18 protein-coding genes are annotated in these 19,102 nt (G+C 70.2%); 15 read left to right on the top strand and 3 right to left on the bottom strand.

Annotation, left to right across the window (positions count from 1 at the left end; translation table 11 throughout):
- The first annotated feature begins 173 nt into the window (after positions 1 to 173).
- From NGF19_RS27340 to NGF19_RS27325, 4 genes are all read left to right on the top strand, one after another.
- The gene (locus NGF19_RS27340) at positions 174 to 2,468 is read left to right on the top strand and encodes a Tox-REase-5 domain-containing protein (RefSeq protein ID WP_252428239.1); all 2,295 of its coding nucleotides are present in this window, start codon (positions 174 to 176) and stop codon (positions 2,466 to 2,468) included.
- 154 nt (positions 2,469 to 2,622) lie between these two features.
- A complete protein-coding gene (locus NGF19_RS27335) occupies positions 2,623 to 4,986 on the top strand; it encodes a Tox-REase-5 domain-containing protein (RefSeq protein WP_372505921.1) in 2,364 nt (787 codons plus the stop codon).
- 74 nt (positions 4,987 to 5,060) lie between these two features.
- The gene (locus tag NGF19_RS27330) at positions 5,061 to 5,780 is read left to right on the top strand and encodes a hypothetical protein (protein WP_252428238.1); all 720 of its coding nucleotides are present in this window, start codon (positions 5,061 to 5,063) and stop codon (positions 5,778 to 5,780) included.
- The gene (locus tag NGF19_RS27325) at positions 5,777 to 6,325 is read left to right on the top strand and encodes a hypothetical protein (RefSeq protein WP_252428237.1); all 549 of its coding nucleotides are present in this window, start codon (positions 5,777 to 5,779) and stop codon (positions 6,323 to 6,325) included. The genes NGF19_RS27330 and NGF19_RS27325 overlap by 4 nt, the downstream gene beginning before the upstream one ends.
- 27 nt (positions 6,326 to 6,352) lie before the next feature.
- On the opposite strand, the gene NGF19_RS27320 is transcribed toward NGF19_RS27325, so the two are convergent.
- Positions 6,353 to 6,712: a DUF192 domain-containing protein gene (locus NGF19_RS27320; RefSeq protein ID WP_252428236.1), complete on the bottom strand. Its 360-nt coding sequence runs from the start codon at positions 6,710 to 6,712 to the stop codon at positions 6,353 to 6,355.
- 75 nt (positions 6,713 to 6,787) lie between these two features.
- On the opposite strand from NGF19_RS27320, the gene NGF19_RS27315 reads away from it, so the two are divergent.
- The 10 genes from NGF19_RS27315 (at position 6,788) to NGF19_RS27270 (ending at position 16,734) form a co-directional block, all read left to right on the top strand.
- Positions 6,788 to 7,552 (top strand): prepilin peptidase, encoded by a 765-nt coding sequence (locus NGF19_RS27315; RefSeq protein WP_252428235.1) that lies wholly within the window; start codon positions 6,788 to 6,790, stop codon positions 7,550 to 7,552.
- Between the two features lie 159 nt (positions 7,553 to 7,711).
- Entirely contained in the window at positions 7,712 to 8,086 is a 375-nt protein-coding gene (locus NGF19_RS27310) for a type II toxin-antitoxin system RelE/ParE family toxin (RefSeq protein WP_252428234.1), read from the top strand.
- Positions 8,083 to 8,418, top strand: a complete 336-nt coding sequence (locus NGF19_RS27305; RefSeq protein ID WP_252428233.1) for a helix-turn-helix domain-containing protein — start codon at positions 8,083 to 8,085, stop codon at positions 8,416 to 8,418. Before NGF19_RS27310 ends, NGF19_RS27305 begins: the two co-directional genes overlap by 4 nt.
- Positions 8,419 to 8,564: 146 nt before the next feature.
- Positions 8,565 to 9,146, top strand: coding sequence for a dihydrofolate reductase family protein (locus NGF19_RS27300; RefSeq protein WP_252428232.1), 582 nt, complete (start codon positions 8,565 to 8,567; stop codon positions 9,144 to 9,146).
- Positions 9,147 to 9,187: 41 nt separating this feature from the next.
- Entirely contained in the window at positions 9,188 to 10,060 is an 873-nt protein-coding gene (locus NGF19_RS27295; protein ID WP_252428231.1) for an LLM class flavin-dependent oxidoreductase, read from the top strand.
- Positions 10,061 to 10,183: 123 nt separating this feature from the next.
- Positions 10,184 to 10,957: a class I SAM-dependent methyltransferase gene (locus NGF19_RS27290; RefSeq protein WP_252428230.1), complete on the top strand. Its 774-nt coding sequence runs from the start codon at positions 10,184 to 10,186 to the stop codon at positions 10,955 to 10,957.
- A gap of 607 nt (positions 10,958 to 11,564) precedes the next feature.
- Positions 11,565 to 12,338 carry an isoprenyl transferase gene (locus NGF19_RS27285; protein WP_252428229.1) on the top strand — a complete coding sequence of 258 codons (774 nt, stop codon included), beginning with the start codon at positions 11,565 to 11,567 and terminating at the stop codon, positions 12,336 to 12,338.
- Between the two features lie 381 nt (positions 12,339 to 12,719).
- Complete coding sequence (gene phoH2, locus NGF19_RS27280; protein ID WP_252428228.1) at positions 12,720 to 14,045, top strand: RNA 5'-3' helicase PhoH2; 1,326 nt, start codon at positions 12,720 to 12,722, stop codon at positions 14,043 to 14,045.
- Between the two features lie 413 nt (positions 14,046 to 14,458).
- Positions 14,459 to 15,190, top strand: coding sequence for an aggregation-promoting factor C-terminal-like domain-containing protein (locus NGF19_RS27275; RefSeq protein WP_505016636.1), 732 nt, complete (start codon positions 14,459 to 14,461; stop codon positions 15,188 to 15,190).
- 176 nt (positions 15,191 to 15,366) lie between these two features.
- The gene (locus NGF19_RS27270) at positions 15,367 to 16,734 is read left to right on the top strand and encodes an AI-2E family transporter (RefSeq protein WP_252428226.1); all 1,368 of its coding nucleotides are present in this window, start codon (positions 15,367 to 15,369) and stop codon (positions 16,732 to 16,734) included.
- 102 nt (positions 16,735 to 16,836) lie between these two features.
- Here NGF19_RS27270 and NGF19_RS27265 read toward each other — a convergent pair whose 3' ends face one another.
- A complete protein-coding gene (locus NGF19_RS27265) occupies positions 16,837 to 17,370 on the bottom strand; it encodes an alkyl hydroperoxide reductase (protein WP_252428225.1) in 534 nt (177 codons plus the stop codon).
- 2 nt (positions 17,371 to 17,372) lie between these two features.
- Positions 17,373 to 17,927 carry a peroxiredoxin gene (locus tag NGF19_RS27260; protein WP_252428224.1) on the bottom strand — a complete coding sequence of 185 codons (555 nt, stop codon included), beginning with the start codon at positions 17,925 to 17,927 and terminating at the stop codon, positions 17,373 to 17,375.
- A gap of 167 nt (positions 17,928 to 18,094) precedes the next feature.
- Between NGF19_RS27260 and NGF19_RS27255 the strand changes: the two genes are divergently transcribed.
- Positions 18,095 to 19,060, top strand: coding sequence for a LysR substrate-binding domain-containing protein (locus NGF19_RS27255; RefSeq protein WP_252428223.1), 966 nt, complete (start codon positions 18,095 to 18,097; stop codon positions 19,058 to 19,060).
- The last annotated feature ends 42 nt before the right edge of the window (positions 19,061 to 19,102 follow it).

Below are 19,102 nucleotides of genomic sequence, written 5' to 3'. Positions count from 1 at the left end.
GGAGGCGACCGGAGAAGGGGCGGCTACGCCGCCCCTTCTGCCCTCCTTTCCTGCAACCGTCCTTGGGGGAGGCGGAGTTGTCCTCATTCAGTGGTGCATCCGGTTACGGCGACACCGGGGTGACTCCCGATCGAGGGAGACAACCACTGCCGAGCCCACTGCGTGTGGCCCGGGTGCTGATTCATGTCCTGTTCGCCGCAACCGCGTTGGGCGGCCTCGGCCTGTTGGGTTCGGCGCTCGCGGCGGACGTGATGGGCGCCCGGCTGCTCGGTATCGCGCTGTACGGGGCCGCGCCGGGTGTGGTGGCGTGGTTACTCTCGCGGCGGGCCTGGACAGGCGGCCCCAGACTGTGGCTCGGATTGCTCGCCGTACAGGGATGGTTCGTTCTCGGCTCCCTCGCCAACATCGGTAACGGTTCGGCGCGCGGATTCACCCAGCTCTTCCTGCCGGTGCTCGTGCTCTGGTTCCTGACCCGGAAGGAGAGCCGCGCGTGGTTCCGGCTGCCTGAGGTGGATCGGGAGGACAAGCCGCCGTTCTCGCTGCCGTACATGATCACGTGGCGGCGCGACCGAGGCCAATCGAGCCTTGAATACGTCGGGTTGATCGTTCTGGTCGCGGCGATCATCGTCGGCCTGGTCGCCACCGGTGTCAGTACGGACATCGCCGCCAAGATGGGCCGGCAGGTGTGCCGGGTCGTCGGTGACGGCGACTGCGGCGACGGCGGCGACAGCGGCGACGGTACGCGGACCGAAGCCGGTAAGCGGCCCGACACGAAGGCCCACGACTCGGACGGACAGGGCGACTCCGACGGCACGACACGGGCACCGGACCACGAACCCGGTGACCCCAAGGCCACTGATCCCGAGACCAGTCGCGAGCCCGAGGCCGAGTACGACACCCAACCGGCCGCCGATTACGACGACTCCGGGGACTCCGGGGGCGGAGCCGACGGCGGGGACAAGGCCGAGGACGAGGAGGCGCAGCAGAAGGCCTGCGCGATCTTCGGCATCACCGATTGCAGCCCGGAGGCGATCGCCCAGTCCAAGAAGAAGGGCAGGGACTGCAGCGGCTTCGGCCTTCTCAAGTGCGGCTTGGACCAGGCCGGCCAGGTCGGCAAGGGCATCGGCCTCGACGGAGTCTGGGGTGACATCAAGGGCAGCGTCCAGCTCTTCGACCCCGACACCTGGGTCGACATCGGCAACTACGGCAAGCAGCTCGGCAAGAAGTGGTGGAAGGACGCCACGGAAGCCCGCGCCGACTGGTCCGAGGGCAACTACTGGGACTCGACCAAGGGGTGGAGCAGAGCGACGCAGAAGACCGTCGTGAAGGTCCTGGACGACGCGTTCGTCGGCGACGAGGTCCGCGAGCGCTGGAACAACGGGCAGAAGACCCGGGCCGTCGCCGACGTCATCTATAACGTCGGGTCCCTCGCCATCCCCGGGTACGGCCTCGCGAAACTCGCCCAGAAGTTCAGCAAACTCGGCAAGGCGGGCAGGATTGCCGAGAAGGTCGCGAACGCCGCCAAGAAGGCCGGTGACGCCGCGAAGCGCGCCCGCAGGGCCGCCAAGGCGGGCGATGTCGAGGAGGCCCGCAGAGCGGCGAAGGAGGCCGACGAGGCGGCCGACGCGGCAGAGCTGCAGGCGCGTAAGACCGGCTGCGTCATCGCGCTCGGGTCCCCGACGGGAATCCCCACGTCCCCCGGTCTCGCCGGCGGACTCGGCGGCTCCGGCTCCGGCTCCGGCACAGTCGTCCTCGCGGCCGGTGGCCCGTCCCGGGTGATCCTCGCTTCCGACGGCTGCGACGCGGAGGCCAAGGCCAAGGCGAAGGAGGCCCGCAAGCAGGAGCGTGACGCGTACCTCGCCAAGAAGCGGGCGGAGGAGCCGCAGCGGGCGAAGGAAGCCGAACTGAAGCGGAAGAAGTGGCCTGCCCCCAAGCGCAACAACACCCGCGACCCGCGCAACTACCAGGACCCGGACTGGGCCAAGGACCTGAAGGACCCGAAGCTCGGCGACATCGACGGGTTCGACGGCTACTGGGGCAGCCGCTACCGCAACCCCAAGCCCGGCTGGAAGCACGAGACCTGGCTGCGCTACCAGGAGCAGATCTCCGGGGTGAAGCGGGGCAAGGAGTACATCGTGCCGCACCCCAAGGAGGGGGTGCCGGACGTGGAGTTCGACGGCTGGGACTCCGGTCGGCGGACGTTCCTGGAGGCCAAGAGCGGCTACAAGAGCTTCCTGAAGAAGGACGGATCGCTCACCAGCTCCGGAAAGAAGAAGTTCATCGCGGAGGCCCGGCGGCAGATGGAGGCGTCCGGCGGACTCGCGGTCGAGTGGCACTTCTCCGACCCGAACGTGGCCAAGGCCGCGCGTAAGGCGTTCCGTGAGGAGAACATGCCGATCAAGGTCGTCCACACCAAGAGGAAGGAGACCGGCGGCCCGAGGAACCCCTCCCGGTTCGACAGGCGCTAGCGCGGCCGAAACGGCCGCGAAGTCAAGGCGGATGCGAGGTCCACCCGTACAAGGGGTGATGCCACGGTGGAACCCCACGACGTGACGCGTGGGGTTCCACTAGCCTGGCCGGAGATCAACTTGCGCGTGTGCGACCGGCCTTGGGGGAGGCGGAGTGGCTTCGTACGGTGGTGTGTACGGGTACGGCGGCATCGGGGTGACTCCCGATCGAGGGAGACGACCACTGCCGAGCCCACTGCGTATGGCCCGGGTGCTGATCCATGTCCTGTTCGCCGCAACCGTGTTGGGCGGCCTCGGCCTGTTCGGCTCGGCGCTCGCGGCCGACGCGATGGGCGCCCGGCTGCTCGGTATCGCCCTGTACGGTGCCGCGCCGGGCGTGGCGGCATGGCTGCTCTCGCGGCGGGCCTGGAGCGGCGGAACCGGCCTGTGGCTGGGGCTGATCGCCACGCAGGTGTGGCTGGCGATCGGCGCGCTGGGCAACATCGGTGACGGTTCGGCACGCGGGTTCACCCAGCTCTTCCTGCCACTCCTGGTGCTGTGGTTCCTGACCCGGAAGGAGAGCCGCGCGTGGTTCCGGCTCGCCGAGCGGGACCGGGAGGACAAGCCGCCGTTCTCGCTGCCGCACGTGATCACGTGGCGTCGGGACCGGGGCCAGGCGAACCTCGAGTACGTCGGGCTGATCATCCTGGTCGCGGCGATCATCATCGGCCTCGTCGCGACCGGTGTCAGTACGGACATCGCCGCGAAGATGAGCCAGCAGGTGTGCCGGGTCGTCAGCGACGGCGACTGCGGTGACAGCGGTGACGGTACGCGGACCGAGGCCGGTGAACGGCCCGACGCGAAGGCGCACGGATCGGGTGGCCAAGGCGGCACCGGGGACACCGGCGGCACCGACTCGGGCGACACCAACGACACTGGTGGCGACGGAAGTTCGTCCGGCTCCGGCGGCACCACCCAGGACCCCCAGGACCCGGGCGACGGCCCCGACGGCCCCGACGGCACCAAGGACCGCGACAGCTACCCCGAGACCAACCCCGAACCCGAGGCCGCGTACGACGTCCCCGTGTCCGACGCCGACAAGCCGGACGACGGCGGAGACGGCGACAACGGCGGAGACGGCGGCGGCGACAAGAACGACTGCGACGGCTTCTGGGGCTGCTCCTGGGACAAGATCAGCCAGGTCGGCAAGGGCCTCGGCGTCGACGGCGTCTGGGGCGACCTGGAGGGCATCGGCGCGCTCTTCGACCCCGACACCTGGTCCGGCATGGCCGACTACGGCGAGCAGCTCGGCTCCCAGTGGGTGGAGGACTCCAAGGACGCCGGCAGCAAGTGGGACAAGGGCGACTACCTCGGCGCGATCGGGGACTGGGGCGGAGCGTCGCTCAACACCGGCGTGAAGGTCCTGGACGACATGTTCGTCGGCGACGAGGTCCGTGAGCGCTGGAACAACGGGCAGAAGACCCGCGCAGTCACGGACGTCGTCTGGAACGTCGGGTCCCTCTTCATCCCCGGCTACGACGTCGCGAAGGTCGTCGGGAAGGTCGGCAAACTCGGCAAGCTGGGCAAGGTCGCCGAGAAGATCGCGGAGGCCGCCGACAAGGCCGGTGACGCCGCGAAGCGCGCCCGTAAGGCGGCCGAGGTCGGCGATGTCGGGGAGGCCCGCAAGGCGGCGAAGGAGGCCGACGAGGCGGCGGACGCGGCGGAGGATCAGGCACGCAGGACCGGCTGCGTCATCGCGCTCGGCCCCTCGAGGCGTACCCCCACCACTCCGGGCCTCATCGGCGGTACCGGCTCCGGCACGGTCGTCCTCGCGGCCGGTGGTCCGTCCCGGGTGATCCTCGCCGACGACGGCTGCGACAAGGAGGCCGAGGCCAAGGCGAAGGAGGCCCGCAAGCAGGAGCGCGAGGCGTACCTCGCCAAGAAGCGGGCGGAGGAGCCGCAGCGGGCGAAGGACGCCGCGAAGAAGATGAAGAAGTGGGACGACCCCAAGCGCAACGACACCTCCGACCCGCGCAACTACCTCGACCCGGACTGGGCCAAGAACCTCAAGGACCCGAAGCTCGGCGACGCCGACAAGTTCGACGGGTTCTGGGCCAGTCGCGACCGCAACCCACCGCCCAACTGGAAGAACGAGTCCTGGCTGCGCTACCAGGAGCAGGTCACCGGGGTGAAGCGGGGCAAGGAGTACGTCGTCCCGCACTCCAAGGAGGGGGTGCCGGACGTGGAGTTCGACGGCTGGGACTCCGGCAGGCAGACCTTCCTGGAGGCCAAGAACGGCTACAAGACCTTCCTGGGGAAGGACGGGAACCTCACCAAGTCCGGCAAGGAGACGTTCGTCAAGGAAGCCAAGCGCCAGGTGGACGCGGCCGGTGGACGACCGATCGAATGGCACTTCTCCGACCCGGACGTGGCCAAGGCCGCGCGCAGGGCGTTCCGTGAGGAGAACCTGAAGATCAAGGTCGTCCATACCAAGCAGAAGCCGACCGGCGGCCCGAGGAACCCCTCCCAGTTCGACTAGCGTGATCGAAACGGCGAGGCCGGACCCGAGGACCAGAGGCCGGACCGGAGAACGAGAGGCTGCGGAGGCACAGCATGAGGCGAGTGGTACGGGGATTCTGGGGCCCCCGGGCGGAGTCGGCCGAGGCGCTGGCGGTCCGTTGGAAGCAGACCCTGGACCGGCTGGCCGGTCTGCTCCCGGCGGCCGGTCCCGGCACGGCCGGGCCGTGGACCTGGCAGCAGGCCCACGAGGTGGGGGCGGCCACGGTCCTGTCCGCCGACGAGGCGTCGCTCCTGACGGCGTTGCGTGCGGAGCAGGCGGCCGACGGCTGGTCCGACCGCACGGGCTACGGCCTCTCGCTGTCGATCGAGAACGAGGCGGGCTGGGAGGTCGAGGTCCGAGGCAGCGCGGGAGGAGCGTCCGAGTTCGTGCTCCAGAGCGTGATCCTCGGGATCAGCGTGCCGGAGGGTGCCCAGCTCCCGGCCGCCGAACTGCTCGCGCTCGTCGCGGAGGAGTGGGCCCCCGACTTCGGTGACGTGACCGACGACGACGTCCTCGACGCGCTGGAGGACGAGGCGGACTTCATCATCGGTGAGCCGTCCGTCGGCTGGTGCGGCTATCTGTCCCCGGCGCGCGCGGCCCTCGTCCCGGACGACCTGACCGCCGCCCGTAAGGAACTGCCGGACGGGGGTGTCCTGTTCGACATCGCCGCACCGTCCACCGACACCGACACGGTGGTCGAGACGTACGTACGGCTGCGCGAGGCCGGTGCCCTCGAGCCGCTGCCCACCCCGATGGACCGGAGCATGCTGTGACACACCAGTACGGCGACGCCTTCGACCGCGACCGGGCCGTGGCCGACATCGAGGCACTCCTCGCGACGCCCCTGCCGGAAGCGGGGCCCACACAGAGCGAGGAGGACCCGGTCACCGAGGAGTGGGTCAAGGACGTCGGCGAGGGCTTCGTGCTGGCCCCCCTCTGGGAGAGCGGGTACCTCGCCGGTGTCCCCGGCGAAGAGTGGAACGCCGAGGTGGAGGGCGCCGACCTGAAGGCCCTGGACGTCGCGGCGGACCTGACGCGCCGCTGGGGGACACCCCGCAAGGTGGCGATGCACGGCGCGATGTTCCGCGCCGAGGCGGGCGAGCCCGTGCCGCCCCTGCACCAGGCCCTGTGCGACGCGGACAACTACGGCGACCTGACCGTGTGGGGTCCCGTCCCGGCCGGACCGCAGGGCGCGGACCGCTGGGTGGGCATCTCCGTCGGCCACTGCGACGACGACGCCCCCCTCGTCCTGATGGCCGTCGTGAGCGACCGGGAGATCGAGGAGGTGGAAGGCGGGCCCGACCGAGACGCAACCTGACGGGGCGTCAGGTAGTGGCTCCGGACGTCAGAACCGTGCCGACAGCCGCACCCCCGGACGCACTCCCCACCGCTCCATCGCCCCCGCCTCCGCCTCCAGTACCGAGCGGGCGCGCAGCCGGGGCAGACCGAGACGGCCGGGCTTCATGGTCCGTACCGCCAGCACGGTCAAGTCCCGGTCGAGATAGGCCACATCGATGGTGAACCGCATCCGGAAGGTGTGCACACTCGCGCACGGAGTGATGAGCAGCGCCCCCGTGACACCGTCCCGGCCGAGCAGCCCGCGGGCACGCCTGGTGTAGCTCGCGGCGATCTCCAACGGGACGTCCGGCGCCTCGGGCGCGGTGAGGGTCCCCGTACCGTTCCGCCACTTCTGCCGTGTCGTCATGGCCCGCACTCTAGGGTGTGCGGGCCGGGCCGGATTCTGGGCCCGCCAGGCAGCGCGCGTTGGGCCCACGGGCCCATGACCATCGCGGCTACGCCCCCTAAGGTCTCCCAGGTGTACGCCCTGCTGATCACCGCCGCCCTGTGGGGAGCCGCCACCGGGCTGCTGCTCCCGCGTGCCGCCTACCGGCTCTCCGTCGAGCCGGAGGAACCCTGGCGCCGGGCCTGCGCCTCGGGCCACGCCTTCGGACCGGGCCCGCGCGGCTGGCTCGGCCCCGCCGCCTGCGCCGCCTGCGCACCGGCACCGCGCCCCACCTGGACCGCCCCGGCCGTCACCGCCCTCGGCTGCGCGGTGCTCGCCCGGGCGGCGGGCGTACGACCGGAACTGGCCGTCTGGCTGCTGCTGGCACCGCTGCTGGTCCTGCTCGCGACCGTGGACATACGCGTACACCGCCTCCCCGACCACCTCACGCTCCCCCTGGCCCTGGTCACCCCCGTCCTCCTCGGCGTCGTGGCCCTGCTCCCCGGCCACACCGGCTCCTGGCCCGTCGCCCTGCTGGGCGGACTCACCCTGGGCTGCGCCTACCTCGTGCTGTTCCTGATCAACCCCAACGGCCTCGGCTTCGGCGACGTCAAACTGGCCGTCCCGCTCGGGGTCGCGCTCGGCTGGTACGGCTGGGAGATCCTGTTCCTCGGCGCCTTCGCGGGCTTCCTGCTCGGCGCCGTCTACGGCCTGGGCCTCCTCGTCCTGCGCCGAGCGGACCGCAAGAGCGCGATCCCCTTCGGCCCGTTCATGATCTGCGGAGCCACGACAGGCCTGCTCCTCGGCGCGCTGGCGGCCTGACCGGGTCCCCTCAGATCGGCTCGGCCAGTCAAGTGGGCCATGGCCAGACCGACTTGTCGCGCTAGGGGCACGGGCGTACGGATTCTCGGATACCACGGCTGGGTGAAGTGCAACGGGAATCCTGCACGTCGGCCCGTGACGGACTCTAGGTTTCCGTCCGTGAACTTCCCCTTCGTGATCGAACTGGAGCCAGAAGTGAGGCTCTGGCTCGAAACGCTCCCGGCTCGGCAGTACAGGCAGGCCGAGGAGAAGGCAGAGCTTCTGGCTGCGTCGCCAACCACGCTCGGTGAGCCGCACTCACGTAATCTGGGGGAAGGCGTGCGTGAGCTGCGCTTCATCCTTGACGGAGATGCCCTACGGGTGACGTACTGGTTGGCGTCCGACCGGCGCATCGTCTTGCTCACGGTCTTCCGAAAGACGCGGATGCGGGAGGAAGCAGAAGTCAAGCGCGCCAAACAGGCGAAGGCGCTGTGCGAGGCCGATCACGGTCCCGCGCACGACGAGTTCACTCGCGACTTCCGGGAGGAACTGTGATCCACACCCGCTGGAAGCTGGCGCGGGAGCGACAGACCCAGAGCCACGTGGAGCCTCCGGAAGTCGTCGCCGAGCGCGAGCAGATTCGTCTGGCGCATGCTCTCGGGCAACTCGTGTACGACCGGCGAACGGCTCTGGGACTGTCGCAGTCTGTCCTGGGTGAGCGTCTCGGATTGACGGTCGACGAGGTGGAGGCGGTGGAGTTGGGGGGTATGCTGCCCGTCACCGCCGATCTCCTCGTCAGGCTGGCGGGGGCGCTGGACGTCACGGTGGATCTGCATGTGGTGGCCGAGGGAGGCAACACGGTCGCCTTCGGCAACCGCGCCGCGTAGCAGCCGTACCGAGCGGCGCCGGGACCAGCGACCGCTGGGTCACCTCCGCCTTCGTCCACCGTGAAGCGCGTGGCAACCAGGTCCCGTGCCGCCCCGCCTGAGTACGGTGGGCCCCGAGCCCGGGACCGAGGTCGGCGAGGTGTGCGATGCGAAAGATCATCCTGATGATGTCCATGTCTCTCGACGGATACATCGAGGGTCCGGACCGCGAGATCGACTGGCACCTGGTCGACGACGAACTGCACCAGCACTTCAACGACGTCCTGAAGGAGATGGGCGCCTTCCTCCAAGGACGCGTCACCTATCAGCTCATGGCCGACTACTGGCCCACCGCCGACCGCGACCCGGCCGCGTCCGCCCCCGTCGTCGAATACGCCCGGATCTGGCGGAACATGCCCAAGGTCGTCTTCTCCCGGACCCTCCAGCACGCCGACTGGCACAGCACCATCGTCCGGGACGTCGACGTCGAGGACATCCTGGCGCTCAAGGCCCAGGAGGGCGGCGACCTCGTGCTCGGCGGCGCGGACCTCGCCGCCGAGTTCCTGCGGAACGACCTCATCGACGAGTTCCGGATCTACGTCCACCCCGTCCTCGTCGGCCGGGGCAAACGGCTCTTCCACGAGGCCGAGGCCCACACCCTCACGTCCCTGCATCTGATGCACGCCCGCCGGTTCGGCAACGGCGTCGTGCTCCTGCACTACGAGCGTGCGGCCACGGTCACCTGGTAAACGGCTTGTTCGAACCGAGTCCGGCCGGTAGGAAGATCAACATGACTGGACTCGGTGCTGTGTTCCGCCCCCAACTGCCCCCCGAGCGGCTGCGCGCGATCGCGCGGCTCGCGGAGGACTCGGGCCTCGACGAGCTGTGGCTGTGGGAGGACTGCTTCCTGGAGGGCGGCATCTCGGCCGCGTCAGCCGCGCTCGCCTGGACGGAACGGCTGCGCGTCGGCGTCGGACTGCTCCCCGTACCGCTGCGGAACGTCGCGCTCACCGCGATGGAGGCGGCCACCCTCGCGCGGATGTTCCCGGGCCGCGCCACCCTCGCCGTCGGACACGGCGTCCAGAGCTGGATGGGACAGGTCGGCGCCCGCGCCGAGTCCCCCGTGACCCTGCTGCGCGAGTACCTCCACGCCCTGCGGGCCCTGCTCGCCGGGGAGCGCGTCACCGTCGACGGGCGGTACGTGAAGCTGGACGGCGTCGCGCTGGACTGGCCGCCCGCCGAGGCGTTCCCCATCCTCGCCGGGGTCACCGGACCGCGCTCCCTGCGCCTGTCCGGCGAGGCCGCGGACGGCACGATCCTGACCGCGTCCAACGCACCGGAGCAGGTACGACGCGCCCGCGGGCTCATCGACGAGGGACGCGAGACGGCCGGCCGCACCGACCCCCACCACGTCGTCATCTACCTCCGCGCCGCCACCGGCCCCGACGCCGAGGCCCGGCTGCGCGCCGAGATCGAGGCGGACGGGGACGGTACGGGGGCGGAGCACGGCGTGGCCGGGGACGCGGAGACGGTCGCCCGAGCGGTCCGGCAGCTCGCCGACGCGGGCGCCGACACCGTGATCCTCCAGCCCACCGCGGACGAACCGGACCACGAGGCGTTCATCCGCTTCGTCGCCCAGGAGGTACGCCCCCTGGTGCCGTAGCCGGACTCCCGTACGGGCAGGGGGTGTTGAAGGGCTGTCGGCGGTGACGGGCACCCGCTGGGAGAGTGTCCGGGCGGACGAAATCCTGTCGCGCGCTCTCCCGCCCCCTGCGAGGATCGCGGCATGACCACCGGCCACGCACACCGCACGTACGAGGACCTCGTCCGCGAAGCCGTCGACGCACCCGTCGACGGCTGGGACTTCACCTGGTTCGAAGGCCGTGCCACGGAGGAGCGGCCCCCGTGGGGGTACGCGCGCTCGATGGCGGAGCGGCTCGCGCACGCGTTCGCCGCGCTCGACATCCAGACCGGGGGCGGGGAGGTCCTCGCCGCCGCCCCGGCGCTGCCGCCGCTCACCGTCGCCACCGAGGGCTGGCCGCCGAACGTCACCAAGGCGACCGCTCTGCTGCACCCGCGCGGCGCCGCGGTCGTGGCCTCGCCCGAGGACGCGCCGCTGCCCTTCGCGGACGCCTCCTTCGACCTCGTCACCAGCCGGCACCCGGTCCGCACGTACTGGCACGAGATCGCCCGCGTGCTGCGCCCCGGCGGCACCTACTTCTCCCAGCAGGTCGGCCCGGCCAGCGCCTTCGAGGTCGTCGAGTACTTCCTCGGACCGCAGCCGGAAGAGGTCCGCACCGGCCGCGCCCCGGAGCGCGCGCGGGCGGACGCGCAGGCGGCGGGCCTGGAGGTGGTCGACCTCCGGGAGGCACGGCTGCGCATGGAGTTCCACGACATCGGTGCCGTCGTCCACTTCCTGCGCAAGGTGATCTGGATGGTCCCCGACTTCACCGTGGAGCGGTACGAGCCGCAGCTCCGCTCCCTGCACGAGCGGATCGCGACCGAGGGCCCCTTCGTCGCCCACAGCACCCGCTTCCTCATCGAGGCCCGCAAGCGCTGACCGGCGTGAGCAACGCCACGCGGGCGTCAAGCGCGTGTACGTGTCGGGGGTCACCCACCCGGAGGACGCGGCCCGAAGGTGACGAGCGCCTCATCCGTCGGCGGACACCGGCTCGAACGTCTCGGAATTCCTCGGAATACCTCGGGTTTCGGCCGGTTCACCACGAAATCCGCCGTGATTCGGCCAGGAAGGCACGCTGAACGAGCGCCTCCGCGCCCACCGGCACGTCGCCGGGCGACTTCGGAGAGTAGTTGTGGCACGCCGATGCACGCAGCATCACTCACGAAGGGTTATGGTGGAAACCCCCCCTCGGGCCGGTCCGTCTCCCCCCCACGGACCGGCCCGTTTTTCTTTCCCCCTCCGCGCCCCCTCCGCGCCCGCTTCCGCGCCCCCTCCAGCACCCTCCTCTGCGCCCTCTCCGCGCCCTTCCTTCGCGCCGATCCCACCCCCGGCACCGGCCCCGGCCCCAACCCCCTTGGCAGGAGCCCTTTTAGCTCCGGGGGTAGTCTTCACTTCGGGGACCGCCATCCGACGGGGACCGCCACATCTGACGGGGATCGCGCACGCCCGCACCTGATCTGATCTGCACGGAGGGGCTGACAATCACGTGAACCTGCGCGACAAGCTGCGTGGCCTGCTGGTCAGGCTGTACGCACGCCGGGTGGAAGGCCACCTGGACCACGCTCAGGTGCCCAAGCACATCGGCGTCATCATGGACGGCAACCGACGCTGGGCAAAGGCGGCGGGCTCGACCGCCGCGCAGGGCCATCGGGCCGGGGCCCACAAGATCGAGGAGTTCCTCGGCTGGTGCGCCGAGACCGACGTCGAGGTGGTCACGCTGTGGCTGCTGTCGACGGACAACTTCGACCGGCCCGCCGAGGAACTGGTCCCGCTCCTCGGCATCATCGAGGACGTCGTACGCTCCCTCGCCGCCGACGGCCGCTGGCGCGTGCACCACGTGGGCGCGCGCGACCTGCTGCCCGAGCCGATGCAGACGGCCCTCAAGGAGGCCGAGGAGTCCACGGCACACGTCGACGGGATAGTCGTCAACGTCGCCATCGGCTACGGCGGTCGCCAGGAGATCGCCGACGCCGTGCGCTCCATGCTCCTCGAAGCCCGGGACAAGGGCGTCTCGATGGAGGACCTCGCCGAGTCCGTCGACATCGACATGATCGGCAAGCACCTCTACACCAGCGCCCAGCCCGATCCCGACCTGGTGATCCGTACGAGCGGCGAGCAGCGCCTGTCCGGCTTCATGCTCTGGCAGACCGCCCATTCGGAGTACTACTTCTGCGAGGTCTTCTGGCCCGCCTTCCGCAAGGTCGACTTCCTGCGCGCCCTGCGCGACTACGCCGCCCGGCACCGCCGCTACGGCGGCTGAACGGTGACTGAACGGGCGACCGAACAGCGACTGACCCCCGTTCACGGGCGGAACCGGGCCCCTGGCGCGCGCCAGGGGCCCGCCGTCCCTCCGGCGGCGGATGTCACGAGGAGTTCACCGGCGCGCCGTCGTGCGCCGTGGCATGGCAGCGCTCGTTCAAGGGCATAAGGCTAGACAGGTCGACACCCGAACCACGGGTGTCGTATCTCAGCGGGCGGCAGGGGCCGCCTGCCCGGGAGGCCCTTTGCACCAGCGCGACCGTGTGGTCACTGCACGGAGGAAACGGCCGAGGGCCGGCTTCCGGTCCGTGCGTCGCGGCCGGCGACCGGTCCAGGTCCTCCTCGTCGCTCCCCGACCTCATCCGAGGGGGTACGTCCTTCCGTGGTGACCAGCACACAGCGCCACAAGCCAGATCGGCGCACCTATGTTCTCGACACCAGCGTCCTGCTGGCCGATCCCAACGCCCTGAGCCGCTTCGACGAGCACGAGGTCGTGCTCCCCATCGTCGTGGTCACGGAGCTGGAGGCCAAGCGGCACCATCCCGAACTCGGCTACTTCGCCCGGCAGGCCCTGCGTCTGCTGGACGACTACCGCCTTCGGCACGGCCGCCTCGACGCGCCCATCCCGATCGGTGACCTCGGCGGGAGCCTGAGGGTCGAGCTGAACCACTCGGACCCCAGCGTGCTGCCCACCGGCTACCGCCTGGGGGACAACGACTCCCGCATCCTCGCGGTGGCCCGCAACCTCCAGGCCGAGGGGTTCGACGTCACCGTCGTGTCGAAGGACCTGCCGCTCAGGATCAAGGCGTCCTCCGTCGGTCTCCTCGCCGAGGAGTACCGGGCGGAGCTGGCCGTCACGGACTCCTCCGGCTGGACCGGGATGTCCGAGCTGACCCTGTCCGGCGACCAGGTGGACATCCTCTTCGAGGACGGGCACGTCCATGTCCCGGAGGCCGCGGACCTTCCCGTGCACACCGGTCTGACCATCCAGTCGGAGCGGGGGAACGCGCTGGGGCGGGTGACCCCCGAGGGCCGGGTCCGCCTGGTGCGCGGGGACCGGGAGGCGTTCGGCATCAAGGGCCGCAGCGCGGAGCAGCGCATAGCTCTCGATCTGCTGCTCGACCCGGACGTCGGGATCGTGTCGATGGGCGGCCGGGCCGGTACGGGCAAGTCGGCGCTGGCGCTGTGCGCGGGCCTGGAAGCGGTGCTGGAGCGCAGGCAGCATCAGAAGGTGATGGTCTTCCGGCCGCTGTACGCGGTGGGCGGGCAGGAACTCGGCTATCTGCCGGGCACCGAGGCCGAGAAGATGAGCCCCTGGGCACAGGCGGTCTTCGACACGCTGTCCGCGGTCACCAGCCGCGAGGTCATCGAAGAGGTCACGGCCCGCGGGATGCTGGAGGTCCTTCCGCTCACCCATATCCGGGGCCGCTCGCTCCACGACGCCTTCGTGATCGTGGACGAGGCCCAGTCGCTCGAACGGAACGTCCTGCTCACGGTGTTGTCCCGGATCGGGGCGAACTCCCGTGTGGTGCTGACCCATGACGTGGCCCAGCGGGACAATCTGCGGGTGGGGCGGTACGACGGTGTGGTCGCGGTCGTGGAGAAGCTGAAGGGGCATCCGCTCTTCGCGCATGTCACCCTCACCCGGTCCGAGAGGTCCAGGATCGCCGCGTTGGTGACGGAGATGCTCGAAGACGTTCCGATCTGAGGCACATGCCCAAGAGGTGGCGGTTACTCGCCAGTTGGCGCCGTTCGGCAAAGGTGGAGAGCCTAGCCGGGCGGCGCCTTCGCATGTGAGGGATTCGCGTAATCCACTGGGGTGAGAGGCGTGTGAGCTTTCACACGCAACTCGGAATTGCCACGCGGCGTCAGGTTGCGGCAGAGTCTCCATCCTGTCAGGCCCCGCATACGGCACAGCGGTACCCCCAGCGGTAGCGCGCAACTGAATTACCAGAACTGCATAGCGCCGTCGTATGCCGCCCGAGCACCACGCAGCGCTCCCGCCAAGGGAGTTGCCACCGGGCCCGTGCCTCCCGTGACCCAGTAGTGGGGAGGCCAGCGTCAGGGGCACGATTGCGTCCGCCAGGGTCACCGAAGCGGACGATGCTGGAAGGAAACCGTGTGAGCCGCATTTCGGTCCGGGGATTCGCAGTGGTCTCGGCCACGGCGGTCACCGCTGTCGGAAGCGTCGTCGGCGTTGCCTCGGGCAGCACCGCACAGAACAACGACGCCGAGGCGATGGCGAGCGACTCGACGCTTCTCCTCGCGGACATCCCCGCCGGACAGCAGGCCCAGGTACAGACGGCGTCCCTGACGCAGCAGGCCGACGTCCAGGCCATCGCCGCGGACGCGAGCGCCAAGAAGGACGCCGAGGAAGCGGCCCGCAAGCAGGCGGCTGCCGATGCGATCGCCAAGCAGGAGGCCGCCAAGAAGGCCGAGGCGGACGCCAAGGCCCGCGAGAAGGCCGCCAAGGAGAAGGCCAGCCGCGACGCCGAGCGCGAGAAGCTGACCTCCACCAGCGCCACCGCCGACGCCTCCAGCATCCCCGTCCAGAGCTCGTACACCGTCGCTCAGGTACAGGCGATCGCGCGCCAGATCGTGCCGGCCGGACAGTTCCAGTGCTTCAGCAACATCGTGAACCACGAGTCCACGTGGAACTACCGCGCCACCAACGCCTCCTCCGGCGCCTACGGTCTCGTCCAGGCCCTGCCCGGCTCCAAGATGGCCTCCGCCGGAGCCGACTGGCAGACCAACCCCGCCACGCAGATCAAGTGGGGTCTCAACTACATGAACGGCCGCTACGGCAGCCCCTGCGGCGCCTGGTCGTTCTGGCAGGCCAACCACTGGTACTGAGCCAGGAGGAGCCTGCCCTCGCGCGGCCACTCAACCTCACGAAGCCCCTCGCCGTCTGACGGAGAGGGGCTTCGGCTGTTCCCGATCTCCGGCCCCGGCCATGTACGGTCGGAGCGGACGACTTCCAGGGGGGAGTGGTGAGCAGCACCCGGGGACACGGGGGAAGAGGACGGATCATGTCACAAGTGCCAGGGTGGCTCGGCCGGGTCGGTGCCGGCCTCACCCAGATGGGTGAGCGGCTGGACGAGCGCCGCGCCGAGGTCGAGAAGGAACACGACGAGCCCGCGCCGACCCCGCCCGTGGACCAGGTCCCGGCGCCCCCGGCGTACGCCCCCGATGTACCGCGGCGCCCGCAGCCCGTCGAGGCGGTGCCCTGGGGCATGCGGGTGGCGGCCGAGGCGGGCTGGCGGCTCCTGGTGCTCGCGGGCACGGTCTGGATGCTGATGCGCGTCATCAGCGCCGTCCAGCTCGTGGTGCTGTCCTTCGTGTCCGCGCTGCTCATCACGGCACTCCTGCAACCGGCCGTGGCCCGCCTGACCCGCTACGGCGTGCCGCGCGGGCTGGCGACGGCGATGACGGCGGTCTTCGGCTTCGTCGTCATGGGCCTGATCGGGTGGTTCGTCACCTGGCAGGTGATGGAGAACATCGACTCGCTGTCCGGGCAGATCCAGGACGGCATCGACGAGCTGCGCCGATGGCTGCTGAACAGCCCCTTCCATGTCACCGACAAGCAGGTCAACCAGATCGCGAAGAACCTGCGGAACGCGGTCGGCGCGAACACCGAGCAGATCACGTCGGCGGGTCTGGAGGGCGTGACGGTCGTCGTGGAGGCGCTGACGGCCATCCTGCTGACGATGTTCTCCACGCTCTTCCTGCTGTACGACGGCAAGCGCATCTGGCAGTGGACGCTCAAGCTGGTCCCGGCGGCGGCGCGCCCCGGCGTGGCCGGCGCGGGCCCGCGGGCGTGGCGCACGCTGACCGCCTATGTGCGCGGCACGGTGATCGTGGCGCTGATCGACGCGATCTTCATCGGCGTGGGGATCTACTTCCTGCATGTCCCGATGGCGGTGCCGCTCGCCGTGTTCATCTTCCTGTTCTCGTTCATCCCGCTGGTGGGCGCGGTCGCGTCGGGCGCACTGGCGGTGGTGGTGGCGCTGGTCACCCAGGGCGTGTTCACCGCCATCATGACCCTGATCGTGGTGCTGGCCGTCCAGCAGATCGAGGGGCATGTCCTCCAGCCGTTCATCCTGGGCCGCGCGGTGCGCGTGCATCCGCTGGCGGTGGTCCTGTCGGTGACGGCCGGTGGCATGGTCGCGGGCATCGGGGGCGCGGTCGTGGCGGTGCCTCTGGTGGCGGTCACCAACACCGTGGTCGGCTATCTGCGCTCGTACGCGGCCACCACGGCGGCAGCGGGGGCCGAGGGGGCCGAGGGTGCGGCGGAGCCCGCGGAGCCGGGGACACCGCGGCCCGCGGTCGCGGAGGCCACCGGGAAGACGCGGTCCACGTCCGAGGACGCGCCGTCGTCCGACGGGACTCCGGCGTAAGGCCCCGGGGCCGCGGCTCGCCCCGGACCACCGCCCCGTACAGACAGCAACGGACCCCGCCCACCGTGAGGTGGACGGGGTCCGTCGCGTGACGGTCGCGGACTACTCCGCGAGGACCGCCTCCGTGTCCAGCGTGACGCCGACGGCCTGGATCACCGCGGCGATCTTGAAGGCCTCCTGGATCGTCTCGCGCGGCATGCCCGCCTTGCGCAGGATCTGCTCGTGCGAGTCCAGGCACATCCCGCAGCCGTTGATCGCCGACACCGCGAACGACCACAGCTCGAAGTCGACCTTGTCGACGCCCGGGTTGCCGATGACGTTCATCCGCAGACCTGCGCGCAGCGTGCCGTACTCGTGGTCCGACAGCAGGTGACGCGTGCGGTAGAAGACGTTGTTCATCGCCATGATGGCGGCGGCGGACTTGGCCGCCGAGTACGCCTCGGGCGAGAGGTTCGCCTTCGCCTCGGGCTCCAGCTCGCGCAGCACGATCGGCGAGCGCGAGGCGATCGCGGTCGCCAGCACCGTGCCCCAGAGCTGCTGCGCCGGGAGGTCGGAGTTACCGATGACCGAGCCGAGGTTGAGCTTCAGGTCCTTGGCGAAGTCCGGGACGGCGGACTTGAGGGAGTCGAGCGACATGCTCACTCACCGGCCAGGAGCGCGACCGGGTCGAGGGTCTCGTCGCCCTGCTTCCAGTTGCACGGGCACAGCTCGTCGGTCTGCAGGGCGTCGAGGACCCGCAGGACCTCCTTGGGGTTACGGCCGACGGAACCGGCGGTCACCATGGTGAACTGGATCTCGTTGTTCTGGTCCACGATGAAGACCGCGCGCTGCGCGAAGCCGTCCTCGCCCTCGATGCCCAGGGCGCGCATCAGCTCGTGCTTCGAGTCCGCCATCATCGGGAAGGGCAGGTCGTGCAGGTCGGCGTGGTCCTTGCGCCAGGCGTGGTGCACGAACTCGGAGTCGCCGGAGAAGCCGAGGATCTGAGCGTCACGGTCGGCGAACTCGTCGTTCAGCTTGCCGAAGGCGGCGATCTCGGTGGGGCAGACGAAGGTGAAGTCCTTCGGCCAGGCGAAGATGATCTTCCACTTGCCCTCGTAGGTCTTGTGGTTGATCTGCTCGAACTCCTTGCCCTTCTCCAGCGAGACGCAAGCGGTCAGATCGAACTCAGGGAACTTGTCACCGACAGTGAGCACGTGCTCTCCTTGCAGCGCAGAAACACCGGTCACCTGGTGTTTCTATGGGTTGGACTACAGCGATCCTGACACAGCGGAATTGATTCGGGAAATAGCTACACTCGGTCGTGTTGATCGGTCACGTCTATCAGTGACTGTGTGTAGTGACTGTGTCGAAGGAGTACGCCATGGCAGGGCCCAGGACCGGCGGGCGCCGTCAACAGCCCACTCTCGCCCAACTGCGCGCCTTCTCCGCGGTCGCCGACCACCTCCACTTCCGGGACGCCGCCGCGGCCATCGGGATGAGCCAGCCCGCGCTGTCGAGCGCCGTCTCCGCCCTGGAGGATGTGCTCGGTGTCACTCTCCTGGAACGCACCACCCGCAAGGTGCTCCTCTCGCCCGCCGGTGAGCGCCTCGCCGTCCGCGCCAAGGCGGTGCTGAAGGAGGTCGGCGCGCTCATGGAGGAGGCCGAGGCCGTCCGGGCGCCCTTCACCGGGGCGCTGCGGCTCGGCGTGATCCCGACCGTGGCCCCGTACCTCCTGCCGACCGTCCTGCGGCTCGTGCACGACCGCTATCCGCAGCTCGACCTCCAGGTCCACGAGGAGCAGACCGGCAGCCTCCTCGACGGGCTGACCACCGGGCGCCTCGATCTGCTGCTGCTCGCCGTGCCTATCGGGATGCCCGGCGTCGTCGAACTCCCCCTGTTCGACGAGGACTTCGTCCTCGTCACGCCGCCCGGCCACCGGCTCGGAGGACGCGAGGGCATACCCCGCGAAGCCCTGCGCGAGCTGAATCTGCTGCTTCTGGACGAGGGGCACTGCCTGCGTGACCAGGCCCTCGACATCTGCCGGGAGGCGGGGCGGCGGGACGCGCCGGTGTCCACGACCGCCGCCGGGCTGTCCACCCTCGTCCAACTCGTCGCGGGCGGACTGGGCGTCACTCTGCTGCCCCGTACCGCCCTGAAGGTCGAGACCACCCGCAGCGACCAGTTGCTCACCGGCTCCTTCGCGGCCCCGGCCCCGGCCCGCCGTATCGCCCTCGCCATGCGTGCGGGCGCCGCGCGTGGCGCGGAGTACGAGGAGTTGGCCGCGGCGCTCCGCGAAGCGCTCCGGTCCTTGCCCGTACGGGTGTGCGACATCGAGGCCTCGGCCTGACGAGGTGGGTGTGCGAGCCCGGACCAGGGCCCACACACCCGG

Source organism: Streptomyces macrolidinus, from assembly GCF_023887685.1.
Lineage (GTDB): Bacteria > Actinomycetota > Actinomycetes > Streptomycetales > Streptomycetaceae > Streptomyces > Streptomyces macrolidinus.
The sequence above is the reverse complement of the archived record's forward strand: the minus strand, read 5'-3'. Positions and strand labels throughout refer to the sequence as shown.